The organism is Streptomyces sp. NPDC059009 (assembly GCF_042740175.1).
GTDB lineage: Bacteria > Actinomycetota > Actinomycetes > Streptomycetales > Streptomycetaceae > Streptomyces.
Genome location: NZ_JBHYJB010000027.1, coordinates 1 through 23,970 on the forward strand (window position 1 = coordinate 1; position 23,970 = coordinate 23,970).

Annotated in this window: 21 protein-coding genes; 7 read left to right on the plus strand and 14 right to left on the minus strand. The window is 72.1% G+C overall.

What is annotated here, in order from left to right; translation table 11 throughout:
- Nucleotides 1-121: 121 nt before the first annotated feature.
- On the minus strand, nt 122-1,129 hold the full coding sequence (locus ACFWYM_RS25370; protein ID WP_384841513.1) for a 2-hydroxyacid dehydrogenase: 1,008 nt from the start codon (nt 1,127-1,129) through the stop codon (nt 122-124).
- A complete protein-coding gene (locus tag ACFWYM_RS25375) occupies nt 1,126-2,295 on the minus strand; it encodes a lactate 2-monooxygenase (RefSeq protein ID WP_384841516.1) in 1,170 nt (389 codons plus the stop codon). Before ACFWYM_RS25375 ends, ACFWYM_RS25370 begins: the two co-directional genes overlap by 4 nt.
- A gap of 164 nt (nt 2,296-2,459) precedes the next feature.
- On the opposite strand from ACFWYM_RS25375, the gene ACFWYM_RS25380 reads away from it, so the two are divergent.
- The gene (locus tag ACFWYM_RS25380; protein ID WP_384841519.1) at nt 2,460-3,689 is read left to right on the plus strand and encodes a PucR family transcriptional regulator; all 1,230 of its coding nucleotides are present in this window, start codon (nt 2,460-2,462) and stop codon (nt 3,687-3,689) included.
- A gap of 65 nt (nt 3,690-3,754) precedes the next feature.
- On the opposite strand, the gene ACFWYM_RS25385 is transcribed toward ACFWYM_RS25380, so the two are convergent.
- Nucleotides 3,755-4,960, minus strand: coding sequence for a methyltransferase (locus ACFWYM_RS25385; RefSeq protein ID WP_384841522.1), 1,206 nt, complete (start codon nt 4,958-4,960; stop codon nt 3,755-3,757).
- Nucleotides 4,961-5,295: 335 nt separating this feature from the next.
- Nucleotides 5,296-6,561: a YbiU family protein gene (locus ACFWYM_RS25390; protein WP_384841524.1), complete on the minus strand. Its 1,266-nt coding sequence runs from the start codon at nt 6,559-6,561 to the stop codon at nt 5,296-5,298.
- Nucleotides 6,562-6,817: 256 nt separating this feature from the next.
- Here ACFWYM_RS25390 and ACFWYM_RS25395 point away from each other — a divergent pair, with 256 nt between their 5' ends.
- A complete protein-coding gene (locus ACFWYM_RS25395; protein WP_384841527.1) occupies nt 6,818-7,918 on the plus strand; it encodes an ROK family protein in 1,101 nt (366 codons plus the stop codon).
- A 464-nt stretch (nt 7,919-8,382) separates the two neighbouring features.
- Here ACFWYM_RS25395 and ACFWYM_RS25400 read toward each other — a convergent pair whose 3' ends face one another.
- The 8 genes from ACFWYM_RS25400 to ACFWYM_RS25435 all read right to left on the minus strand — a co-directional run bounded on the left by ACFWYM_RS25400 (nt 8,383) and on the right by ACFWYM_RS25435 (nt 17,297).
- Nucleotides 8,383-8,841 carry a hypothetical protein gene (locus ACFWYM_RS25400; RefSeq protein ID WP_384841530.1) on the minus strand — a complete coding sequence of 153 codons (459 nt, stop codon included), beginning with the start codon at nt 8,839-8,841 and terminating at the stop codon, nt 8,383-8,385.
- 5 nt (nt 8,842-8,846) lie between these two features.
- Complete coding sequence (locus tag ACFWYM_RS25405; protein WP_384841533.1) at nt 8,847-9,470, minus strand: RNA polymerase sigma factor; 624 nt, start codon at nt 9,468-9,470, stop codon at nt 8,847-8,849.
- Nucleotides 9,471-9,648: 178 nt separating this feature from the next.
- The gene (locus tag ACFWYM_RS25410; protein WP_384841536.1) at nt 9,649-11,007 is read right to left on the minus strand and encodes an LCP family protein; all 1,359 of its coding nucleotides are present in this window, start codon (nt 11,005-11,007) and stop codon (nt 9,649-9,651) included.
- Nucleotides 11,008-11,183: 176 nt separating this feature from the next.
- Nucleotides 11,184-11,966 carry an oxidoreductase gene (locus ACFWYM_RS25415; protein ID WP_384841538.1) on the minus strand — a complete coding sequence of 261 codons (783 nt, stop codon included), beginning with the start codon at nt 11,964-11,966 and terminating at the stop codon, nt 11,184-11,186.
- A 141-nt stretch (nt 11,967-12,107) separates the two neighbouring features.
- Complete coding sequence (locus ACFWYM_RS25420; protein WP_384841540.1) at nt 12,108-12,686, minus strand: TetR/AcrR family transcriptional regulator; 579 nt, start codon at nt 12,684-12,686, stop codon at nt 12,108-12,110.
- A 57-nt stretch (nt 12,687-12,743) separates the two neighbouring features.
- Nucleotides 12,744-13,610, minus strand: coding sequence for a GyrI-like domain-containing protein (locus ACFWYM_RS25425; RefSeq protein WP_384841543.1), 867 nt, complete (start codon nt 13,608-13,610; stop codon nt 12,744-12,746).
- A 112-nt stretch (nt 13,611-13,722) separates the two neighbouring features.
- Complete coding sequence (locus ACFWYM_RS25430; RefSeq protein WP_384841545.1) at nt 13,723-16,734, minus strand: DUF4157 domain-containing protein; 3,012 nt, start codon at nt 16,732-16,734, stop codon at nt 13,723-13,725.
- A 221-nt stretch (nt 16,735-16,955) separates the two neighbouring features.
- On the minus strand, nt 16,956-17,297 hold the full coding sequence (locus ACFWYM_RS25435; protein WP_384841548.1) for a putative quinol monooxygenase: 342 nt from the start codon (nt 17,295-17,297) through the stop codon (nt 16,956-16,958).
- A 165-nt stretch (nt 17,298-17,462) separates the two neighbouring features.
- On the opposite strand from ACFWYM_RS25435, the gene ACFWYM_RS25440 reads away from it, so the two are divergent.
- From ACFWYM_RS25440 to ACFWYM_RS25450, 3 genes are all read left to right on the plus strand, one after another.
- Complete coding sequence (locus tag ACFWYM_RS25440; RefSeq protein WP_384841550.1) at nt 17,463-17,786, plus strand: ArsR/SmtB family transcription factor; 324 nt, start codon at nt 17,463-17,465, stop codon at nt 17,784-17,786.
- A 99-nt stretch (nt 17,787-17,885) separates the two neighbouring features.
- On the plus strand, nt 17,886-19,433 hold the full coding sequence (locus ACFWYM_RS25445; protein ID WP_384841553.1) for an AMP-binding protein: 1,548 nt from the start codon (nt 17,886-17,888) through the stop codon (nt 19,431-19,433).
- A 251-nt stretch (nt 19,434-19,684) separates the two neighbouring features.
- Nucleotides 19,685-20,764: an alpha/beta hydrolase gene (locus ACFWYM_RS25450; protein WP_384841556.1), complete on the plus strand. Its 1,080-nt coding sequence runs from the start codon at nt 19,685-19,687 to the stop codon at nt 20,762-20,764.
- Between the two features lie 98 nt (nt 20,765-20,862).
- On the opposite strand, the gene ACFWYM_RS25455 is transcribed toward ACFWYM_RS25450, so the two are convergent.
- Nucleotides 20,863-21,267 (minus strand): nitroreductase family deazaflavin-dependent oxidoreductase, encoded by a 405-nt coding sequence (locus ACFWYM_RS25455; protein ID WP_384841559.1) that lies wholly within the window; start codon nt 21,265-21,267, stop codon nt 20,863-20,865.
- A 122-nt stretch (nt 21,268-21,389) separates the two neighbouring features.
- Here ACFWYM_RS25455 and ACFWYM_RS25460 point away from each other — a divergent pair, with 122 nt between their 5' ends.
- Nucleotides 21,390-22,394: an alpha/beta hydrolase gene (locus ACFWYM_RS25460; RefSeq protein ID WP_384841562.1), complete on the plus strand. Its 1,005-nt coding sequence runs from the start codon at nt 21,390-21,392 to the stop codon at nt 22,392-22,394.
- A gap of 37 nt (nt 22,395-22,431) precedes the next feature.
- On the opposite strand, the gene ACFWYM_RS25465 is transcribed toward ACFWYM_RS25460, so the two are convergent.
- Nucleotides 22,432-22,995 carry a DM13 domain-containing protein gene (locus ACFWYM_RS25465; RefSeq protein ID WP_384841565.1) on the minus strand — a complete coding sequence of 188 codons (564 nt, stop codon included), beginning with the start codon at nt 22,993-22,995 and terminating at the stop codon, nt 22,432-22,434.
- A gap of 193 nt (nt 22,996-23,188) precedes the next feature.
- Here ACFWYM_RS25465 and ACFWYM_RS25470 point away from each other — a divergent pair, with 193 nt between their 5' ends.
- Nucleotides 23,189-23,947, plus strand: a complete 759-nt coding sequence (locus ACFWYM_RS25470; RefSeq protein WP_384841568.1) for a YqjF family protein — start codon at nt 23,189-23,191, stop codon at nt 23,945-23,947.
- Nucleotides 23,948-23,970: the final 23 nt, after the last annotated feature.

Sequence of the window (23,970 nt, forward strand, 5' to 3'; positions counted from 1 at the left end):
CGCCCCCGGCCGCCAACACAGACCCCCCCCTCCCCCACCCGTGGGGCCCTCCCCGCCCGCCCCGGTTGCGGCCCCGCAGGTGTGTTCTCTGCACGTCATCCAGGCGTGGCGTGCGGCCGCGTCAGGAGACGACGTCCCGGACCGGCTTCCCCTCCAGGTGCTCCACCACGTTCTGCACCGCCGCCAGCGCGATACGGACGAGGGTTTCCCTGGTGACGCCTGCGACGTGTGGGGAGAGCACCACGTTCGGGGCCTTCAGGAGGCGGAGGGCGGCGGTGGGGGGTTCGGGGTCGAAGACGTCGATTCCGGCGCCCGCCAGGGTGCCTGCCGTGAGGGCGTCGGCGAGGGCGTCCTGGTCGATGAGGGCGCCGCGTGCCGTGTTGATCACGAAGGCCGTGGGTTTGAGCAGGGCGAGACGGGGTGCGTCGAGGAGGTGGTGGGTGTCCTCGGTGAGGGGGGCGTGCAGGGATACGTAGTCGGAGGTGCGCAGCAGCTCGTCGAGGGGGACGTGGCGGGCGTTGCCGAGGCGGGCGGCCACCTCGGGGGCGACGGGGTTCGGACCCGCGTACACGATGTTCATGTCGAACACGACGGCGCGGCGGGCGACTTCCTCGCCGATGTGGCCGAGGCCGACGATGCCGAGGGTCTTGCCGGAGAGTTCGGTGATCGACTGCTGCAGTCGGGGCAGCGCCCAGTCCGCCTCGGTGAGCGCGGTATGGGCGGGCACGAGCTGCTTGGCGAGGGCCAGCATGAGGGCGAAGGTCTGCTCGGCGACGTTCTGCTTCTCGGCGCCGCTGGAGCCGATGTTGCACACGTGCACGGAGTGTTGGCGGGCCGCTTCCAGGTCGACGTAGTCGAAGCCGTGGCTGGCGCACTGGACGAGTTCGAGGTCGGGGGCGGCGGCGAAGTGCTCGGCGGTGACGGGGCCCAGGCCGGTGATGATGACGTGGGCGGAGCGCAGCGCTTCGGGGTTCTCGTCGGTGGTCTCCACGACGGTGACGTGGGCCTGCTCCGGGAAGACCGACGCGAGCGCCGCGCCGACGGAACGGCCGCCCACGTGGGGCGAGATGACGGCGAGAACGTTCTTGGTGTTCGTCGAGTTCGTCGTGTTGTTGGTGTTCGTGGTCATGCGGGGTCCTCGGTCAGGTCGTCGGGGGTGAGGCTGGCCGGCGAGGCGTGGCCCGACAGGGCCAGGGTCAGGTCGAGTTCGGCGAGCAGGCAGCGGAGCACGTGGTCGACGCCCGCCTGTCCGTCGAGGCCGAGACCGTACGCGTACGGGCGGCCGACAAGCACCGAATCGGCGCCCAGGGCAAGGGCCTTGACGATGTCGTCCCCGGTGCGGATGCCGCTGTCGAAGAGGACGGTGAGCCGGTCCCCGACGGCCTCGACGACGCGCGGCAGGGCGTCGGCGGCGGCGACGGAGCCCGCGACCTGGCGGCCGCCGTGGTTGGAGACGACGACGCCGTCCATCCCCGCGTCGGCGGCGCGGTGCGCGTCGTCGGGGTGCAGGATGCCCTTCAGGACGATCGGGCCGTCCCAGTTCTCGCGGAGGAAGGCGAGGTCCGGCCAGGTCTTGGCGGGATCGGAGAACATCCCCACGAAGTGCATGACGGCGGCGTTCGGGTCCTCGTGGACGGGCTTGGCGAGCCCGGCCTGGAAGGCGGGGTCGGTGAAGTAGTTGGCGGTGCCCACGCCGTGCAGGAACGGCAGATACGCCTGGTCGAGGTCGCGGGGCCGCCAGGCGAGCAGCGGGGTGTCGAGCGTGACGAACAGCGCGCTGAACCCGGCGGCCTTCGCCCGGTCGAGGAAGCTCTTGGTGACGTCGCGGTCCTTGGCCCAGTACAGCTGGAACCACCGCTGCCCCTCCCCCATCGCCTCGGCGACCTGCTCCATGGGCGTGCTGGAGGCGGAGGAGAGGATGAACGGGATGCCCCGGGCCGCGGCGGCGCGCGCGGCGGCTGACTCCCCCTCCGGGTGCATGATCGACAGGACGCCGACGGGGGCGAGGGCCAGCGGCGCGGGCAGCCGGTGGCCCAACACCTCGACGGACAGGTCGCGTTCGTGGACGTCGCGCAGCATGCGCGGCACGATGCGGCGGCGGCGCAGGGCCTCCCGGTTGGCGCGGGCGGTGCTGCCGTCGCCCGCGCTGCCCGCGACATAGCCGACCGGGCCGGGACCGAGCCGCTGCTCGGTGAGCTCCTCCAGGCGGGTCAGGTCGGTGGGCAGCCGCGGCACCGCCCCGGTCATGCCGTTGAGGTAGATCTCGTACTGGAAGTCAGCCCAGTTCGCCGCCATGCAAGGGTCCCGTCTCTCGTCACTGGTCTTCACGCTGGGACTGCGATCTGCGATCTGCGATCTGTGATGTGCGATGTGCGATCTGCTGGCCACGATCCTGCTCACCCCGCTCCCTCCCGTCCATGGCCGTGCGCACCCCTTTCCGATGGGACTATCACTGTGTGATGAACAAGCGCGACCAGATCCGCCGGGAACTGCTCTCCGACCCCGCCGTCGTCGCGGCCGTCGTGGAAGCCGTGCACGAACGGGTTCCCGCCTACACGGCACTCGACGGCAGCCGCCTGCCCGAGGTGCGCGCCATCACCGCGTGGGGCCTCGAACGCCTCCTCGACCTGTGGGTCACGGAGGGCGAGGTCAGCCGCGACGACCTGCGCCGCTTCCGCGGGATCGCGGCGGCGCGGGCGGCGGACGGGCGGCCGCTGCCCGCCGTCCTGCGGGCCTACCGGGTCGCGGCCACGGTCCTCGCCGACCAGGTCGCCGCCCGCGCCCCGCGCCTCCCGGCCCGCGACGCCCTCGCCCTGGCCCGTCTCCTCCTCGCCGCCGTCGACACCATCTCGGAGGAGATGACCACGGCGTACGCGGCCACGGCCGACCGCCTCACCGCGGACCGCGACCGCGCCCTCCACCTCCTCCTCGACGACCTGATCGCAGGCCGCCACGCCTCACTCGGGGCCCTCACGGACAGAGCGTCCCGCCTGGACGTCCAACTCCCCGAGCGCTACTGCCTGTTGGCGGCGGAACCGGGCGCACCGGACGAGCCGGAGGTGTCGCTCGCGGCGGCGATGGGGCTGCTGGCGGGGCTGGCCCCGCGGGCCGCGACCGCCCCCACCCCCGACAGCGCCCAGCCTCCCGGCCCCACCGTCGCACTGGCCACCACCCACGGCTCGCGTGCCGTCCTGCTGCTGCCCGCCGGCGCCGCCGAGGCCGTGCCCGGCGTCCTGCGGGCGCAGGGCTGGCGGGGGTGCGTGATCGCCGGCGAGAGCCTCGACCGGGTCGCCGTCGCGCACCGGCTCGCGGCCGGGGCCCTGGACACCGCTCCCCCGCACGCCCACCGGGCCGACCGGGTCCTCACCGACGCCGACGCACACGTCCTCGCGCTGCTCGCCGGGCACCCGGTGGCCGGGCCCGAGCGGATCGGCCGGATCGTCCTCGGTCCGCTCGCCGAACCCGGCCAGAGGCACCTTCTCGACGCCCTCACGGCCTACATCGACACGGGCTCCGCCAACGCCGCCGCCCGCGCCCTGCACCTCCACCCCCAGTCGGTCCGCTACCGGCTGCGCCGTGTCCGGGCCGTCACGGGCCGCGACCCGCAGGACCCGTGGCAGCGGCTGACCTTCGACATCGCCCGCACCATCGCGTCGGGCGCACGGCCGGGTGGCGCCGCACGCCGGTGAGCCGCCCGTGGTCCGGCACCGGGCTCATCACCATCACGGGCCTTATCAAGAGGTGATGAAGCCCGTCAGCCGACCGGGGCCGACCCAGCCGGGGCCGGTCCGACCGGGGCCAGCCGCCACAGCGACGTCACCTCCGCCGCACGGGCGACGCGCAGCGGATCGTCGGGGTCGGGGTCCACCGCGCGCGGGTGCCGTGGCCGGACGTCGGACCGGTCGACGACCCGCAGCCCCGCCCCCGCCACGGCGTCCAGCAGCTCCCGCCGCGTCCGCAGCCCGAGGTGCTCGGCCAGGTCCGAGAGGATCAGCCAGCCCTCGCCGCCCGGTTCGAGGTGCGCGCTGAGGCCGTCGAGGAAGGCGTGGAACATGCGGCCGCCCGGATCGTAGACGCCCTGTTCCAGGGTGGAGCTCGGACGGGCCGGAATCCAGGGCGGGTTGCAGACGACGAGTCCGGCACGGCCCTCCGGGTAGAGGGCGGTGTCGCGTACGTCCACGCGGTCCGCGAGCCCGAGCCGGTCCATGGTGGCGCGGGCGCAGGCCAGGGCGCGCGGCGAGATGTCGGTCGCCACGACGCGGGCGACGCCGCGGCGGGCGAGCACGGCCGCCAGTACCCCGGTTCCCGTTCCCAGGTCGAAGGCCGTACGGGTGCCCGGGCCGCCGCTCCGCACAGCAGCGGGCAGCGGTGCCCGGGCCACCAGGTCCACGTACTCGCCCCGTACCGGCGAGAACACTCCGTAGTGGGGGTGCACGCGGGCGCCGAGCGCGGGCACCTCAACTCCCTTGGTACGCCACTGATGTGCGCCGAGCACACCGAGCAACTCGGTGAGCGCGACCCCGACGGGCTCACCCGGCGGCGGCCCGTACGCCTCGGCGCACGCCTGCCGGACGTCGGGCGCCCGCCGCAGGGCGAGGGTGTGGTCACCCTCGAGGAGGACCAGGAGCATGCCGAGGACGCGGGCGCGGTGGCGGCGCGCGCGGCGCTGGGCGTGGAACACCTCGGCGGGGCTCGGCCCCTCGCCCGTGCCGGGCCCCGCCGCAGCGGCCCCGGCCCCCTTCCGGTCCACGCGCCGCGCCAGCGCGCTCAGCAGCTGGCGCGCCCCGTGATAGTCGCCCCGCCACAGCAGGGCGGTGCCTTCGCAGGCGAGGCGGTAGGCGTGGTCGGCCTTCATGCGGTCGTCGGCGACGACGACACGGCGGGGCGGGCGGGACTCGTTCTCGGAATGCCAGCGGGCGGACCGGGCGGCTTCGGCCTCGGTCCAGTGGAACCTGGACACCAGGTACTCCTCGTGATCGACGTGATCGAACGTGCGGGGCACGAAGAGCACTTCGACGGGAGCACACGGAACCACCCGGCGCGGGGGCCGGTTTCGCGGGCGTGCGAAAGGGGTGGGTCAGAGGGAGTGGTGACGGCTCCGCGTCGAAGCGCTCGAGGAGCGGTCGTCCAGGACCATCCCCTGGACCACGCCTGCGACGATGCCGTGCGTCACGAACTGCCCTTTCAGAGAACCACTGAACTTCAGCGAAACGAGAAGACGAAGAAGCTTTCCGGACCTTCTCACGAGGGTCGGGCGCCGGGCAAACCTCTCACCCCGCTCACCTCTCTCGCTTCTCACAGCCCGAGCTGCGCCCGCCCCCGCTCGTTGAGGTCCGCGGTGCGGGCGCGGCCGGACCAGTTCGCCTCGTAGTCCTCGGGGGCGAAGTCGCCGGGGCTCGTGCCCCGCAGGAAGCGCTCGCCGCACTCGCGGGCGTACGCGGCGTTCTTCTCGCAGTGCGGGGAGGCCGGGATGTACATGACGTTGCCCCAGCGCTCGGGGTTGCTGCCGTCGGCCACGGAGTGGACCAGGTCGCCGTGCCACCACACCGTGTCGCCGGGCTCGACGGCCGGGATCGGGGTGAGCGCGGGGAGGAGCACGGAGTGGTGGAGCTCTGTGACCGGCAGGGCCTGGCCGTTGACGGCACCGCACAGGTCGTCCTCGGCGATGTCGTCCTGCAGGGCGCGCAGCAGCATGTACGCCATGGCGGAGGGGATCGGCACGACGTTCAGGACGCCGTCGGTGGGGCGCATCTCCGAGAGCGCGGTCCAGCCCTGGAAGGTACGGAACGCCGAGCACATCACGGTGGAGGGGAACTCGTCGACCTCCGTGCGGTGGGCCCCGTCCCACGGGTCGTACGCGCTGACGTTCCCGGAGAACACGTGCCGGAACACCCGCTGGTACGCGGGCAGCAGCCAGCGCTCGACCGAGCCCGAGTCGGTGTGCGGGGACAGGCCGAGCGAGGCGGAGCCGGGCTCGCGGCGGCGGATGCGGTCCGGGTAGCCGGTGTCGCGGTCGGGGTCGAACCAGACGCGGCCCTCGGAGGCGTGCTTCCAGAAGGAGTTGAGGAAGGAGCGCACGGCGCTCATGCGGTCGTCCTGGCGAGCCTGCATCTGTGGCTTCGACCAGTACACGGGGTAGATCTGCGGGCGGCTGGAGGCCAGCCCGGCGAAGACGTCGTCGGCGGGGCCGCGGTACGCGGCGGCGAAGCCGTTCTCCCCCAGGTACGCGGCGAGTTCGGCGTCCCACGCCTCGGCGCGCTCGCGCGGAAAGGTGCCCCTGACGACGGCGCAGCCCCGGCGGCGTACCGCCTCGACCGTCTCGGCGGGCACCGTCCCGGCCGCGATGTCCGCGTACCGGACGACGGGGAAGACCTCCCGGCCCGCGTCCCGTTCGGCGACGACCGCGGCGACCTCGGACCGCATCAGCGCCTCCGCCTCGGCCAGCGCGGCGGCCGGGTCACCGAGCCGGGCGCGCAGCTCGCGCTTGGCCGCCGTAATGGCCGCGGGCATGTCGGCGGGGACCGGGGACGGGGTGCGCGGCGTCGTGGTCGCGGGGCTCATGAGCTGCCTCCACCATTTAGTAAGGAGTGGTAACTAGAACCATTGATACGCTGCCCGGACCCCGTTCCGCAACCCCCTGGGGACCGCCGTGACCGCCCGTGAACCAGCCGCCCCACCCCCCGGGTCCGCCCCATCGGCCACCGCGCGGAACGGCGCGGCAAGCCACCCTGAAGGCCCCGCGGAAGGCCGCCCCGAAGACCGCGCTCAAGGCCGCGGCGACGGCCGCTCCCTGCCGCGTCTCGCGCTGCTGCGCGACATGACGGACCGTGCCGTCCTGGACCGGGTCCTCGCCGTCGGCCGCACCACCCGGGCGGCCCTCGCCGAGGAGACGGGGATCTCCAAGCCGACGATCTCGGAGTCGGTGCGGCGCCTGGCGGCCGCGGGGCTGCTGCGGGCCACCGGCACCGACGACACCGGACGCCGCGGCCGGGTCGCCACCTTCTACGAACTCGCCCCCGACGCCGGGCACGTCCTCGCCGTCGAGGTCAGCCAGCACGGCGTCCGCACCCTGGCCGCGGACCTCGCCGGCGCCGACCTGGGCGCGCAGCACCTGACCACGCCGGCACCCGGCGACACCGCCGCCCTCGCCGACGCGCTGCGCGCGGCGGTGCGCGACGCCGGGGCCGAGCACGCCGCGCACGGGCCGCTGCGCGCCCTGGCCGTCTCGGTGGCCGGCCCGGTCGCCCCGCAGACCCGTGCGCTCATCTCGCTGCCCGACTCCCCCTTCCCCGAGAACACCCTTGATCCGCAGGACGTCCTCGCCGAACTCGCCCCCGCCACCTGCCTGGTGGACAACGACGTCAACTACGCGGCCCTCGCCGAACGCAGGGGCGGCGCGGCGGCGGGCGCGCACAGCTTCCTGTACGTGTACGTGGGTGCCGGGCTCGGGCTCAGCCTCTACGTCGGGGACCAGCTCATCCGGGGCGCCCACGGTCTGGCCGGGGAGATCGGCTATCTCAACACCACGGGCTCGAACCCCCCGGTGTTCCTCTCCCACGCCCTGGCCCGGCAGGGCTTCGGGCGGCCCGGGAGCGCGGCCCTGGACGTCGAGGCGGCCGTCGGCGTGCTGGAGCGCGCGGCGGCGGGCGAGGCGGAGGCGGTGGCCGCGGTCGAGGTCCTGACCGGGGCGGTGGGCCAGGCCGTGGCGGCGGCCTGCACCATCGTCGATCCCGAACTCGTCCTGCTAGGCGGCCCGTTGGGCGGGCGCCGGGAGGTGCTCGGGCCGATCCGCGACACCGTGGCGGGTGCGGCGTTCGCCCCCGTCCGCGTCGAGCACGGCAGCGTCACGGACTCCCCCTCGCTGCGCGGTGCGCTGCTCGCGGCGGCCGACGCGGGGCGGGCGGGACTGCTGGGCTGACCGAGGCCCTGCACCGTGACGACCACCGGCCTTTCGGCCGCGCCCTCACGCAGTCACCCTGACGGCCCATCATGCCTGCCCGCCGATTCCCCCCTTTCCCCCTTTCCCCCTGCCCCCGATCCCCCGAGTCCCTGAGTTCCCCGAGTCGTCCCTGAGTCCCCCTCAGATCCCGCTGTCGCTCCCCCAGTTCCCCGGTTCCCCCAGTCCCCCCTGGTCCTCCTCGGCTCCCCCGGGCGCCGGCTCCCCCTCGTCCTCCCCTCCGTCCGGTCAACCCATCAGCAGCGGGCCGGCCCGGATACCCGTAGCGGATCCGGCCCTCTTCCGGGGACCGTTCGCGTCAACTGAGCGGGGCTCTGCGGTACTTGTGTCACTCTGTGCCATGCAGGTGCTCCTTCATTGGGGGCACTGGGGCTGTCCGCCACTGTCCGGCCTGCAAGTTCCGACGGTGGCGGGCAGTCGGGCGGCTAGCGGTTGGCCAGCCGTTCCTGACGCCGTCTGCGCTCGACTCGTTTGCCGCGCACCGGCATCGAGCCGTACTCGAGGAAGCGGTGGCGCACGGCGAACGCCACCGCGGTGAGGGGCCCGACCAGGCTCGCGACCACGCCCCGGTGTTCCCACACCAGGCCCGTGACGACGATGCCGGCCATCCAGAACAGGCTCTCCACGGTCCACCGGGGAACCGGGGGGCGGGCCCGCCTGGGCCCGCCGGAGCAGCGGAAGTCCGGTGGCGCGGCGCTGAGGGGCCGCTCGGGCGGGCTGCCACCCGCCCTGAGGCGGGTCACTTCCTCCCGAACGTAGATGCGTCGCTGGTCTCTGAGGCTCGCCTGCTTGTAGATGCGGTTCAGATCGTCATCGAGGCGGAATCCATGGTCACCCCGGCGGGTGTCCGTGCACTGCCCCTGCGGCAGCCCTTCCTCGGCCATCTGCATCAACTCCTTCTCATGACCTTGGAGAGGAACTCGGTCAGTTCCTCGACATCGACGCCGACCTTCATGAGGTCCCGTCTGGCCTTGCAGTAGTACGTCCGCAGCGCCCCCTGGCCCACGCCGAGGACCCTCGCGGCCTCCTTCCAGTCGAGATCGAAGACGGCGCGGGCGTGGAACGCCTCGCGGCGGCGCGGAGGCAGCCGGTCCACCTCGTACAGGGACTCCACGAGCGCCTTGCCGCTGCCCCGGCCCCCCACCTCCTGGGCGCCCGCCCAGGTGCCGAAGATCGGCGCGAGGTCCTCGCAGTTCGGCCGCGTGTACCGGGGGTCGGGCAGGTTGTCGCGGTAGTCGGCCGCCAGGTCCATGACGGCCTCGTAGAGGTGGCGCCGGATCTCCTCCGCGCGGTAGTCCTCCCAGCGGGCGAAGACCTCCGCGACGGCCTGCAGCGTGACCCGCTCGCTGTCGACGAGGAGGTGCCCGAACTCGCGGTATGCCTCGCGCTTCAACCAGGGGAAGAAGTCGTCGAGCAGTTCGTCCTGCTCCGCCTGTACGTCCGGCGGGAGCGGGGCCCGCCGACGCGCGGGCAGTAGCCGCTCGCCGTCGCCCGATTGCGGTTCAGGGATCACGGCGGTACCTCCTTGACCGTTCCCGTGCGCCGCCGTGACGCCCGGTTGGTCCCAGAAGGTAGCGGTGGTCTCCGCGAGGTGTTGCTCCGTCAGATATATGCACCGCGCATGTGCGTGGGGTGCGGGGCCACGTACGGGGGACGCGGCGGCGGGCGCCCATGTCCCCCGTACGGGCACGTCAGCGGCAGCGCAGGCGGTCGCCCGTCACCGGGGCGCCCTCCACACTGCTGCGGTCGTACGTCACCTTCGCCACACGCTGCGGCGCGGCACCCAACGCGACCCGGAACTCCCGCCCCTGGCCCGGCACTTGGTGCAGCCGGGCGCCGGGGAGCGCGGTGGCGAGGGTGGCGGCGTAGCGCTCCATGGCCGGGTCGTACGTGATGACGGTCGGGCCCTTGGCCGGGGAGCCCTGCCGCGGGATGGCGGTCACGTCGAAGCCGTCCGCGCGCAGGGCCTCGGCGGTGGCGGCGTCGTCGACGCGGACGCGCACCCAGGCCGGGGGCATGTCGACGGGGGCGGGCTCGGCGCCGGTGCGCGGGGTGACCAGGGGGCGGTCCTCGCGCAGGGCCGTGAACAGTGCGCGGGCGCGGGGCGCGTCCCACAGCAGGGTGGAGCCCCAGTCGGGGACGCGGTGGTCGAAGTCGGAGATCGGCACGGTCGCGAACTCGGTGCGCTCGGCGGTGAGTTCACGCATCGACCAGGCGAGCGCGGCCAGCTCGCCCGGGCCGGTGTGCGGGTCGGTGCGGACGTGCTCGTACAGGGCGCGGGCGGCGTAGGCCGAGGCGTAGGGGTTGCGCAGCGCCCCCGCGTCGGCGAGCCGGTCGAGCATGCCGAGGACGAGCCGCTGCTGGCGCCGGACGCGGCCGAGGTCGCCCGGCGGCGAGACGTGCCGGGCGCGCACGTAGCGCAGCGCCTTGCGGCCGTCGATGCGGTGGGTGCCGGGGGCGAGCTTGAGCCCGGAGCCGAGGTCGCGCAGCGGCTTGTCGGTGCAGACCTGGGCGCCGCCGAAGCGGTCGACGGCGCTCGCGAAGCCGCGGAAGTCGGTCTCCAGGTAGTGGTCGACGCGCAGCCCCGTGGCCCGCTCCACGGTGCGCACGGCGAGGTCGGGGCCGCCTTCCTTGTACGCGCCGTTGATCTTGCCCGAGCGCGCAGGAGCGCCCTCGGGGGCGGCGAAGGGAACGTACGAGTCGCGCGGGATCGACACGACGCTGAGCCGACGCCGGTCGGCCGCGAGGTGCACCAGCATCATCACGTCGGTGCAGTTGCACTCCTGGCCGCCTACGTGGAAGTGCTGGATCTCCTCCTTGCTCATGCCGCTGCGCCGGTCGAGCCCGACGACGAGGATGTTGGTGCCCTTGCCGCCGCGCGGGGCGGGCGGGTCGGCGGGCGCGGTCGCAGCGGCGACGGACGCGCCGCAGACCAGCGCGGTCGCCAGGAGCGCGGCGACGCCCCGGCGGCGCGGAATCCGGTGGCGCCTGGAGGGAGTTGGCGGCGGCGGGGCCATCTGCGTCGAGGTGGGTGCGGGCGGGGTCGGCACGGGCGCCTCCGGCTGGTCAGCGGGTTCTGCGTGGCCGCAGGCTAGGCCCGCGCCCTCCTCCGGTTCGCCCTCCGCAGCCCCCGTGTCCGCCATTTCACCGGCTTGCGCGTACCAGGTCCGCGACACCGCGCCGGGGAGGCGGGGGCGCCGCACGCCCCCGCAGGCCCCCGCACGGCTCAGAGGGTCTTGACCGTGCCGCCGTCGATGACGTGGTCGGCGCCGACGATGTTCGCCGCGGCGTCGGAGAGCAGGAAGGTGATCAGGGCGGCGACCTCGTCGGGCTCGGTGATCCGGCCAGAGGTGATGCCGAACACCTCCGGTATCTGCCGCAGGAACGCGCCGTGCTCCGCGCCCGCCCCGGCCGCGACCTTGCCGCCGAAGCCCTCGGGGTCCTCCCAGATGGCGGTGCGCACCACGCCGGGCGAGACGGTGTTGACGCGTACGCCGCGCGGCCCGAACTCCTCGGCGAGGGACTTGCCGAGCGCGGCGAGGGCGGCCTTGGCGGCGCTGTAGGGGGCCGGACCTGCCGCGGGCAGACGGGAGTTGATCGAGGAGACGTTGACGACGGAGCCGCGCCGCTCGATCAGCCCGGGCAGCGCGGCGCGGGTGACGCGGACGGCGCTGAGCAGGTTCAGCGCGAGGACGGCCTCCCACTGCGCGTCGGTGGCGTCGAGGAACCCGACGGGCTCGACGTCGTCCCCGCCGCCGACGTTGTTGACCAGGAGGTCGATGCCGCCCAGCTCCGCGTGGGCGGTGTCGATGAGGGCGGCGACGCCTTCGGGGGTGGCGAGGTCGGCGGCGACGGCGGCCGCGGCGACCTCCTTGAGCTCGGGGGTGACGGTGCGCGCGGCGCCGACGACGCGGACGCCCTCGGCGGTCAGGGCCCGGACGGTGGCGAGGCCGATGCCGCGGCTGGCGCCGGTGACGACGGCGGTCTTGCCGGTGAGGTGCAGCTGCATGGTGCGGTGCTCCGACTTCTTGACGTAATTATTGACCTAGAGGTACAGAAAATGGGTACGGGTGCCCCAACCGCCGTACAGGAAAAGGGTGTCGAGGAGGCTTCCGCCTTCCGCCTTCCGCCTTCCGCCTTCCGCCTTCCGCTACAAAGCGTCGAGCAGTGCGTCGACCGCTCGCGTCAGCCGGTCGGGACCCTGCTCGACCCGGGCCACGAGCCGCAGCCCGACGAGGGTGCTGAGGATCAGGCTGGCCTGGGCGCGGGGGTCGCGCCCAGGGGTCAACTCCCCGGCGCGCTGCCCCTCTTCGACGGCGGCGCGGAACGCCTCCTCGGTGCGGTCGAACATGCGCCGCACCAGGTCGGTCGCCTCCTCGTCCGAACTCCCCATCTCGGCCGCCGTGTTGACGGCCAGGCAGCCCCTGCGGTCCACGTCGGCGAGGTCCATCTCGACGAGGAGCAGCAGGGCCTTGCGGAGCCGGGCCCGGACGGGGCCCGGCTCTTCGAGGAGTTCGATGAGGGCGAGCGCCTGACTGTCGCGGTAGCGGCGCAGGGCCAGGTGGAAGAGGGCGTTCTTGCTCCCGAAGGCGTTGTAGAGGCTGCCCTTGCCGATACCCAGCGCGTCGACGAGGTCCTGGGGCGTCGTGGCCGCGTACCCCTTCCGCCAGAACACCTCCATGGCCTGCTCGACGGCTGCGTCCGGATCGAACTGCTTCGGCCTTCCCATGACCGGAACAGTAGCACTATTGTTGACCTGTAGGTCAAGAACTCTTCTCCGTACCTCTCATGCACTCTCGCGCTCCACCGGGACCCAGAGCTCCGCGTCCGCCTCCGTGCCGTCGTCCGACAGGCTGGTCCGCAGGATCTCGGGGCCGGACCTGCTGCGGTACGGGTTGGAGGGGAACCACTGCGTGAACACGTCCCGCCACAGGTACTGGAGCGTCTTGGGAAACTCCCCCGAGCTCTCGAAGACCGCCCAGGTCCCGGCGGGGACGACGAGCTCGTCCAGATCCTCCGGGGCGGGACGCCCGCTCAACACCGCGTGGTAGTAGTCGAGTTCGGTGCCCTCCTGCCGGGAGGCCGCGAGGTCGTCGCTCACGGAGACGATGCCGCGCGGCTCCTGGTCGCCGAGCGCCTCGATGCGGCGCAGCGTGTCCTTGTCGACGCTCCGGATGAACGACGCGATCTGCGGGTTCACCCCCTCGTGGACGAGCGGGACCCGCGCCTTCTTGCCGACCACCCGGAACTCCGGCTTCTCCACGATCCGATAGCGCATGCTGTCGCTCCCTTCGACGATGAGGCGGAAGGACATCCGGGGCTGGGAGCGCAGCGCCGCGCCGGTCCGGCGGGCCTCCTGCGGCCCGACGCCGTGCAGGGCGCGGAACGCGCGCGCGAACGCCTCGCCGGAGCCGTAGCCGTGCGCGATCGCGATGTCGAGCAGACCCCGCTGCCCCGCGAGCACCTCGGCGCCCGCGACGGTCAGCCGCCTGCGCCGGACGTACTCGGACAGCGGGATGCCCGCGAGCGCGGAGAACATCCGCCGGAAGTGGTACTCCGACGTCACTGCGATCCGGGCGAGTTCGGCCCCGTCGATCGGCTCGTCGAGGTGGTCCTCGATGTACTCCATGGCCTGGTTGAGGCGGTCCAGCACTCCAGGCCCTCCTTCCTGATTACGTCCACCACGCTAGGAAGGATCATCTTCGCGGACCCGACATGCTGTGCCCGGTGCGGTCGGGTGCCGCCGGGTCCGCTGCATGTGTCGCTCAGTTCGCGGCCGGCTTGAATTTCTTCGCTCGCGCCTTGAACGTATTCTGGGCAAGGAGCAGGTGATCCGCTATCGAGTTGGCGGAAACCTTTGTCGGCCACGTGTTCATCATCGCGTACAGGAAGCTCTCGAACTCGGGCGGGAACTTCACCTTTTCCGCATCCAGCAACCCGGGCTTCTGACCGGGGGGAAGCGCCGCATTCTCTTCCCTCTTGGCCAGCCACATGCTCTTCATGGACTCGGGTATGGCCGCTTCCAGCCGCTCGGCCGCACCTTGGACCCTCTTGAGCGGGCTGGCCAGCTTGCCCTTGCCGTCGAGCTTTTCGATCTGCTTGTCCAGTGCGCCGGCAGAGATGTCGAGGCGGGTCATGACCAGCTTCTTCATCTCGAAGTCACCCTGCGTCAGGTCCCTGATCTTCTGACGCAGGGCATCAGGGAATTCCTTCTCATACCGACCGCCCTTCCCCGTACGGGCTTCGACCTCTGCCCAGAAATCTTCTCCTGCCGCGCTGCGCAATTCGGGTACCGTCTCCTCCTCGAACGCCAGCCTCCTCGCCTCGGCCCTCGCCTTCAGCTCCGCATCCCGTTCGGCCTTCAGCTCCTTCGCGCTCGGCCCCTGAGCGCCCATCGGGTTGCCGATGCGGAGCGCGGAGGTCTGCGACACCAGTCCCGACTCGTCGATGTCCTCGGCCTCGCTGTTGGAGGGGGTGTCGTCCTTCACCAGGATCTCGGTGCCGGACGGGATCACGCGGACGGTCTCGCCCTTCTTGTTCTTCTGCTCCGGCACCGTGTACCGCTGCTCCGTACCACCCCCGGCTCCCCGCTCGGGTTCCTCGAGGCCGTGGCCGGCCGGTGCGGGGGTCGCATGCCGCGGCGCCGACGCGTACATCAGGCGCTCCGGGTCACCCATGTGCTCGCGCAAGTGCTCGCCGACGTCCGCAGTCCCCGACTCGTCATACCCGGAGAGGTTCCGGATGCCGCTGTCCTCTGCTTCCTTGTAGAGCTGGTTCCCGCGGCGGTTGTAGACCAGATGGAGACCGACCTTCTCCTCGAAATAGCGCAGCATGGCGAGACAGGCGTCGCACGGCCTTTTCGTACCGCGGATGTGGATGGGGTCATGGGGCGTATCCGCGTCGAATTCCGCGTTCTGCAGGAACTGCAGCAGCTTCTGCTCCGCATGCAACTTCTCCGCCCCATCACCGTTGTGCACCAGGTAGGCGTAGCCCGAGAATTTCCCCGGTGCGAGCAGATCGGCCAGATATTTCCGGTACGACGGGTTCTTCGCTTTCTCATTGGAAACGTCGACGAGGCGAATGTGTGAGGTCGCGCGCAGCGCCTTCAACGTGGCGTTGTCCCGCTTGAACCCGCCGCTCTCCGCCTCGTCCACGTCCATGGCATCCGGGTCCACCGCCTCCAGGGCCCGCACCTGTGCCATGAATCCCTCACGGACCTTCAGCAGGGCCTGCCGGTTCCGCCGGGTCCCCTCCTCCTTCAGCACCTGCCTGCTGCTCTTCGGCGCGCCGTCCTCCGCGTCCTTCTCGGTGCGGCGGCGCTTCGAGTCCTTGTCGGCACTCGCCCCCGCGGCCCGTTTGCCCTTGCCCTTGCTCGCGTCGGCCAGGGCGGGCACATCCTCGGCCTCGGAGTCCGACTCGCTGTCGTCCGATACGCCTTCCTGGTCGCCGAAGTCCGTCGTCAGCAGCTCCTGAAGGGCGTCGCCGCCCACCACGTCCCCCTCGTCGCCGCCGCCACTCAGTTCCCGCAGCATCTCGAAGAACCGCCGCATGGACTGGTTGTAGTTGCTGGCGAAGACCAGGTGCCCGTTGGCCGTCGCTGCCTGGATCTCCTGCTCCACGACCGCCTGAGCGGACTTCCTCGCCCCGGCATCACCCGACGCGCCCGCCTTCTCCTTGCCCTTGCCCCCGGCCGACGCCGCCCCCTCCCTTTCCCTTCCCTCCGCGTCGTGCACGGCGGCGAGCGCCTGGCGGACGATGTGCCGCAGGCTCTGCGCCTCGCGCTCTTTCGAGTAGTCGCGGGTGTAGCGGATCGCTATCTGCTTGACGAGCCGGCCCCACTGCTTCTTGTTCTGCTTGCACGTGCAGAGCTCGGCGAGCCGGTCGAGTTCGGCCAGGATCTCCGTGCGGCTGGGGGCCTTGCCGCTCGCCGCCGCCGGGGGCTGCGCGGCCTTGGAGCTGCTGCCCCTGCTCGTGGAGCCTTTGTCCCTGGAGGACTTGCTCTCCTTGGAGGACTTGCTGTCTCTGGAGGACTTGCCCGAGGACTTGCTGTCCTTCGAGGACTTGCTCGAGGACTTGCTGCTCTTGGAGGACTTCTCGTCCTTCGCCCGGGCCACGACCAGGCCACCCGTGGGGACCACGGAGCGCTGCGCGGGCATGCCCAGGCCCCCGCTGTCCAGGCCCCCGCTGTCCATGGCTCCGCCGGGCCGGGCCGGCGGGCGCGGGCCCCTCGACGGCGGGCTGCTCGCCCCCGCGGCGAACGCCGCACCGTTGGCCACTGCCTTGCGCTCGGAGCCCTGCCCCGGGTCGGTGACGGTGACGCCCGAGCTGTTGGTGTTCCCCGTCTCCTTCAGCCCGGAGAGGTTGTCGCTCACGTGACTCAGCTCGTGGCCGACGATGTCCTTCTTCTGGGCCGCCTGCGGTGGCAGGAAGATGTGGTGGCCGATCGTCATCGCCTCGGCCCCCATCGCCGCGGTGGCCCGCTGAGCGACGGTGTCGCTGTGGACGCGGGCCGGTGACAGGTCGGTCTGGTAGAACGCCTCCGCCTCCTTGCGGACCGGGTCGGCGATCGGCTGGCTCGGAGAGTTGATGGCGTCGTTGAGCAGCGCCACCTGGTCGACCGGCTCGCTCTCCGCGGCCGCTCCCACGTCGCCCTTCGCCCCGCCCGTGTGACCGTGCCCGCAGCCGGCGCCGTGGACGTGCCGCTCCTCCTTGAGCAGGCGCGCGACCACGTGATTGCCCACCAGACCCTGGAGCGCGGTGGCCCGCCCTGCGCTCATCGGCCCCTGGTCCACGCCCCCGGACACGGAAGCCGCCCGCCGCGCACCGCTTCCCGGCGTCCCCTCCTGCTTCTCGCTACGTTTCTCGTGCGCGTGCATGGCATTACCTCTTCGGTCCGGTGGCAGCGGGACGGCGTTTCCGGCGTACGCCCCCGTCGCTGTTGTAGCTGTCCACTCCCGGGGGCGAACAGGGCCGCCGGGGCAGTCTTGGGGGCAGACCGTCAGGAGGTCCGCACGTCCCAGCGCCGGACGACGCCCCCTTCGTACGGGCTGTGCATGGTGAGGAAGCGGACCTCCAGGTCGGACTCCAGGTAGTCCATGCGCCGCTCCCAGAACGCCCTCATGTGCGGCAGGGCCAGGTGGGCGTCGAGATCCGCCTGGGAACGCCACGCCTCGTAGAAGACGAAGACTCCGGGTTCGTTCCGGTCTTCGTGGAAGTGGTACTCCAGGCAACCGGCCTCCTGGCGGGTCGGCTCGACGAACGAGAGCAGCAACTCCTTGAGTTCCGCGGCCCGTTCGGGCTTGGGGCGGGCGGTGCCGACGAGCGTGAAGGGCTGGGCCATGGACTTCCTCCGGTGGGTACGCCAGCAGGTGCGTACGGCTGTTGAGGCGCACCTATTGAGGTATGACAGTGTTCGAACCTCCCGCACGCTAGCCAGCCTCCGAGGTACGATGCAAGTCGTACCTAGCAGTCCACCACCCTGAAGCCGCCACGAGGGAGCCACCGAATGCCCGACGACGAAGGCCACCCGGCCGTCGAGGAGATCGAGCTCGGCCCGGTGCTCGCCGCACTCGCCGACCCGCTGCGCCGCCGCGTGGTGCGCGAGCTGGCCCTCGCACCCGACGACACGGCGCGGACCTGCAGTTCGTTCGCGCTGCCGGTGTCCAAGGCGACCATCACCCACCACTTCCGCGCCCTGCGCGAGTCCGGGCTGATCCGGCAGGTCGACCGGGGCAACAGCCGGATGGCCAGCCTCCGCCGGACCGACATCGAGCAGCTCTTTCCCGGTCTGCTGGGCATCGTGGCGGACGAGGACCCTCCTCATGCCTGATACGGCATGAGGAGATAGCGAATTTGGTCGTGGAAGGCATCTTCGGCCCGCACTAGCCTCGACGGCATCCACCGGGTCTCGACATGCGGGAGAAGAGCGATGAGCGAGCAATCAAGCGCTGCGCAGGGCGTTTTCGTCAGTTACGTGGAGGCCCTCCTCGATGCGCTGGGCGAGGAGCCGGCGCGGGACATCATCACCACGGCCGAGGGGCAGGTGATCGGCGCGGGAGAGTTCCGGGACCGGGTGTACCGGCTGGGCGGGGAGCTGGCCGAGCGCGGGGTGGCGCGTGGGACCACCGTCACGCTGCTCACCGGCAACACCCCCGAGGCCCTCGTCGCCCGCTATGCCGCCAACCTCGCCGGTGGCCGCATCGTCAGCCTCTACGAGGGGATGAGCCCGGCGACCATGGCCCGCATCATGGAGAGCGTGGACTGCGCCCTCCTGCTGGCCGACGGCCAACGGCAGGACACCGCACAGGAGTTGCTGCAGATCGACGGTGTTCCGCCGCTGCTCGGCCTCGGGGCGGGCGACGTCGCCGAGGACGTGCTGGCCGTGGCCGACCGGCGGCCGGCGCGGCCGCTGGGCGGGCTCGTCGGGCCGGACGACGACTGGCGCATCGGGCACACCGGCGGCACCACCGGCATCCCCAAGGGCATTCAGATGACCCACGGCTCGCACCGGACCGGCCTGGACGACCGGATGGCGGGGGCGGGCGATCCGCCCCGCTTCCTCGCCTGCACCTCCCTCTCCCATCTCGCCGGATTCCTCATCGACCGGACGCTCCACCAGGGCGGCTCCGTCGTCCTGCAGCACGGCTTCGAGCCGGGCGCGGTCCTGGCCGCCATCGCGCGCGAACGCATCACCCACACCTGGCTGTTGCCGCCGCTGATCTACCAGCTCCTCGACCACCACGACCTGACCGGCACCGACCTGTCGAGCCTCAGCCGGATCACCTACGGCGGCACCGCCGCCTCACCGGCCAGGCTGCGCCAGGCGACCAAGGCCATCGGGCCCGTGCTCTACGGCATCTACGGCCAGGCCGAGACCCAGCACATCACCGAAGTCTCCCCCGAGGAGCAGGAGTTGACCGGGCGCGGCGGGCGGCTGACCGTCGGGCGCGCGATACCCGGCGTGGAGATCGCCGTCCGGGACGCCGACGGCGCCGCCCTGCCGCCCGGGGAGCCGGGCGAGGTCCTGGTGCGCTCGCCGCACGCGATGAGCGGCTACTGGAAGCAGCCCGAGCTCACCGCCCAGGTGCTGCGCGACGGCTGGGTGCACACCGGCGACGTGGGGCACCTCGACGAGGACGGCTATCTGTACCTCGTGGACCGGATCAAGGAGATGATCGTGGTCGTCGGGGGCCATGTCTATCCGGCGGAGCTGGAGGACCTGCTCCTGAGCCACCCCGCCGTCGCCCAGTGCGCGGTCTTCGGCACCACGGACGCGGAGTCGGTGGAGCATGTCCACGCGGCCGTCGTGCCCGCCGCCGGACAGAGCCCCTCACTGGAGGAGGTCCGGGACTTCGTCGCCGGCCGCAAGGGACGCCTCTACCGGCCCGACGCCCTGCACCTGGTCCCCGCCATTCCGCTGACGGCGGCGGGCAAGCCGGACAAGAAGCGGCTGGCGTCCCAGCTGTCCGCCGGCTGACGCGGTCGCCGCGTGCTGCGGCGCGGTACCACGGCGGTTGTACGCCCGCGCCACGTAGACCCCACGCGGTATGCCGGGCTCCACCCGCTGCGGGATTCGCCGGGGGCGATCACGCCCGTACGTTCGGGACCTTCTCACGCTGCTTCCGCCTGCGAGAACCGAGAGGGAACCGAACCATGCGAAGAGGAACGACACGAAGAACGCGCGCGGCCCGAACCGACGTGCTCCGCAGGGCACTTGGGATTATCGCCGTGGCCGCCGCGGCCGTCCTCGGCCTCCAGCCCGCCACCCCGGCCGGCGCGGCCCCCGCCGCCGCCTCCGCCCTGCCCCCGCTGCCCCGGCCGAACTCCAACGGCCTCACCTACCAGGGCTGGGTCCCCGCCCCCGGCTCCGGCAGCGGGCGTGCCGGGGACCTGACCGTGACCACCTCCGCGGTGTTCACGCCGCGCGGGGCGAGCGGCGACGTCACGAAGCCGGTCAAGGTGCGCATCCTGTTGCCCGCCGGATACCAGACCGACCCCGCCGAGCCGTACGACGTCCTGTATCTCCTGCACGGCGGGCGCGGGGACTTCGAGCAGTGGTCGAAGACGGACGCGGGCAACGTGGAGGCGGCCCTCGCGGGCTCCGCGTTCAAGGGCATCGTCGTGATGCCCGAGGGCGGCAAGGCGGGCTGGTACAGCGACTGGGCCGGGAAGACCGACGGCGGCTTCGCGCCCCTGTGGGAGACCTTCCACATCAAGCAGCTCGTGCCGTACATCGACGCCAACTTCAATACGAAGAAGACGCGTTCGGGGCGGGCCGTCGCGGGGGCCTCGATGGGCGGGTACGGCGCGCTGCGCTACGCGGGCCGCCATCCCGACCTCTTCTCGGCCGTCGGCACGTTCTCCGGCGGCACGGACATCCACCAGTCCAACGCCCAGAAGATCATCGACGACTCCATGTGGGTCTATGGAGCGGCGTTCTACTGGACCGGGGTGCTCGACGGCGCCTACCGGGTCACCGCGTCGACGCAGGGCCGCATGGAAACGGTCTTCGGCCCCTCGTCGACCTGGCCGTCCCTCAACCCGGTCAACCTCGCACTCGACGACAAGTACGCCCCGTACACAGGGAAGTTCGCGATGTACGCGGGCACCGGGGAGACCGACGTCCAGGGCTGGAACCAGAGCCTGCACGCCGACCTGAACAGCCGCAAGGTGACCCACGAGTTCTGCACGGGCACGGGCACCCACGACTGGAAGTACTGGGTCCAGGACCTCAAGGACTTCGCCGCGTACGTCTACGGCGGGGAGAAGGGCACCTGCCCCCATGGGTGGGGTGCGCCGGTGAAGTAGGAAGCGGAGGGGCACAGAGGGAGGGGGCCCGGGGACCGGCCCCCTCCGCGGCGGCCGGGGAACGGCCGCCGCAACGGCGCGCTCTCAGCCGGTGCGCGTCAGACGCGCTCCAGCACCACCACCGGGATCTCCCGGTCCGTCTTCTTCCGGTACTCGTCGTAGTCCGGCCACACGGCGGCCATCTTCGGCCACAGTTCGGCCCGCTCGGCGGCGTCGGCGGTGCGGGCCCGGGCCTGGAACCTGTCGGCCTTGACCTGGACGCGGACTTCGGGGTCGGCCTGGAGGTTCAGGTACCAGCCGGGGTGCTCCGGGGCGCCGCCCTTGGACGCCACGATCACGTACGCGCCCTCGTGCTCCTGGTAGATCAGCGGGAACTTGCGGTCCTCGCCGGTCTTGCGGCCCTTGGTGGTCAGGATGAGGATGGGCGCGCCCTTCTCCCAGTCGTGCCCGACCTCCCCGTCGGTCTCCTCGTAACGGCGCACGTGCTCGTCACCGAACAGCATGGGTCCTCTTCTCGTCTTTCGTCGCGGGGGTCTCGCACGCTGCACAACACAGGCCGTGCGCTGGTTAATCCAACCGGAATCCCTCCCACCGTCGAAGCACCGCCAACCCATCGGAGAGACCCTTGAGCAACTCCTGCCCCCGCCCCACCCGCAGGTCCGTCCTCAAGTCCGCGGGCGGGCTTTCCGCCGCCCTGGCGCTCGGCGCCGGGAGCGTCGTGGCCTCCGCCTCGTCGGCCCGTGCGGCCGACGACGGATTCGGGCTGCACATCGTGGAGCGCAACGAGAGCGACCCCCGCATGTGGTTCTACCGCGTGCAGACCGCCGAGGTCGGCTGGAATCCAGGGGTCGGCGTGAACGTGCTGCTGCCCGACGACTACCACTCCAGCGGACGCACGTACCCCGTCCTCTACCTCTTCCACGGAGGCGGCACCGACCAGGACTTCATCACCTTCGACCGCGCGGGCATCCGCGACTGGACCGCGGGCAAGCCGCTGATCGTGGTCATGCCCGACGGCGGTCACGCGGGCTGGTACTCCAACCCGGTCGCCTCCAACGTGGGCCCCCGCAACTGGGAGACGTTCCACATCAACCAGCTGCTCCCGTGGATCGACGCCAACTTCCGTACGTACGCGGAGTACGACGGCCGCGCGGTATCCGGGTTCTCCATGGGCGGGTTCGGTGCGCTGAAGTACGCGGCGAAGTACTACGGGCACTTCGCGTCGGTGAGCGCCCATTCCGGTCCGGCGAGCCTGCGGCGTGACGGGGGCCTGGTCGTGCACTGGGCGAACGTGTCCTCGGGGGCGCTGGACCTGGCGGGCGGCACGGTCTACGGGGCGCCGCTGTGGGACGAGGCCCGGGTCAGCGCCGACAACCCCGTGCAGCGCGTGGAGAGCTACCGGAACAAGCGGGTCTTCCTCGTGGCCGGGACCAGCCCCGACCCCGTCAACTGGTTCGACACCGCCAACGAGACGCAAGTCCTCGCCGGGCAACGGGAGTTCCGTGCGCTGCTCGACGGCGCCGGAATCCCGTACGAGGCGCATGAGGAGCCCGGCGGCCACATCATCCGCGAGAGAATGTTCCGGGCCGACCTGGAGGGCATCGTGGAGCGGCTCCGCAAGGCGGGGTAGCACGTGCGCCGCACGGGGGGGGCGCAAGCCGACCAGATCAGGCTGCCGCCGTGGCACGCAGTTCCGCCGCGCCGAACGACACACTGAAGCGCTCGCACCAGATCGAGACGCTCGTCAGGTCGTCGAGGTCGGCCGAGGCGGGCAGGGCGTAGTTCTGGTCGCCCTTGTTCCCCTTGAGGGCGCCGAGGTCGACGTACGCGCCGTCGTCGAAGACGCGCCACCCGGCCGTGCCCTGCTGCACGGGGGCATCGGTGATCCAGACGCGCAGCGCGGGCCCGTTGCTGGTGTCCAGCCCCTCCAGGCGCAACGTCCGCGATCCGTCCGCCAGTCGGAGGATCCGGACCGTGCCCCGGGTGCCGTGCTCGTGGCTGATGAACCGGCCCTCGGCGAGCGTGCGCGGGGCGGCGGCCGCGCCGTCACCCCGCGGGGCCGCGGCACCGTCACCCCGCGGGGCCGCGGCCGCCGGCAGCTCCTCCCGTACGGTCCGGTCGGTCCACAGCTTCCACGGCTGGAACCAGTAGAGGCCCGCCCCGGCCACCACCAGGCCGAGCAGCAGGGTGCCGATGATCACCGGCTTGCTGAGGAATCGTCGTCCGCGCATGTCTGCCTCCGAGGTGGTTGAGGTCGCGTGCTCGTTTCTCAGCCGTCACGCGTCACCGGTTCAACGGCGGTGCGGCGACGTGGCCTCCCGGATGCAGATGACGAAACCCTTACGGCGCGCCCCGGACCAGGCAATCCCTCACCGGCGACGGGCCCCGTGCGGCCCACCTCACCGCCCCTGGCATCCTGGCGCCGTGCCCCTCACCCGACCCGCTCCGATCACCGCCGAGGCCCCCGCGCCCATCCACACCCCGCTCCTCACCCAGGAGTGGCTCGACCTCTGCTTCGTGCACTGGGCCGTCGACCCGGACGTCGTGGCGCCGCTCCTGCCCGCCGGGACCGTGCCGGACACGCACGAGGGCGTCACCTACGTGGGACTCGTGGCCTTCCGGATGCACCGCGTGGGCTGGTTCCGGCTGCCCGGCGTGCCGTACCTGGGGTCGTTCCCGGAGACCAACGTGCGCCTGTACTCGGTGGACGCACACGGTCGGCGCGGGGTCGTGTTCCTGTCCATGGACGCCGCGCGGCTGATTCCGGTGGCGATGGGCCGCGCCGGATTCCGGCTGCCGTACCTGTGGTCACGGATGTCCGTCCGCTCCGAGAGCGAGACCGTCACCTACACGAGCACACGGCGCCGGCCCGGCCCGCGCGGCGCGTCCTGCCGCATCGTCGTACGTCCCGGTGAACGCATCGACGAGCCCACCGACCTCGAGCACTTCCTGACCGCCCGCTGGGGCATGCACAACGCGTTCTTCGGCGGCGCGGCATACCTGTCCAACCACCACCCCCGCTGGCCGCTGCACCGCGCCGAACTCACGCTGTGCGAGGAGAACTTGATCGAGGCCGCCGGCCTGCCCGCCCCCACCACCCCTCCGGCGAGCGTCCTGTACTCCCCGGGCGTCCCGGTCCGCCTCGGCCGCACAACGCTTCCGGCGGGGATCCCCACGCCCTGAGGTGAACGTCCGGGACGGCTGCG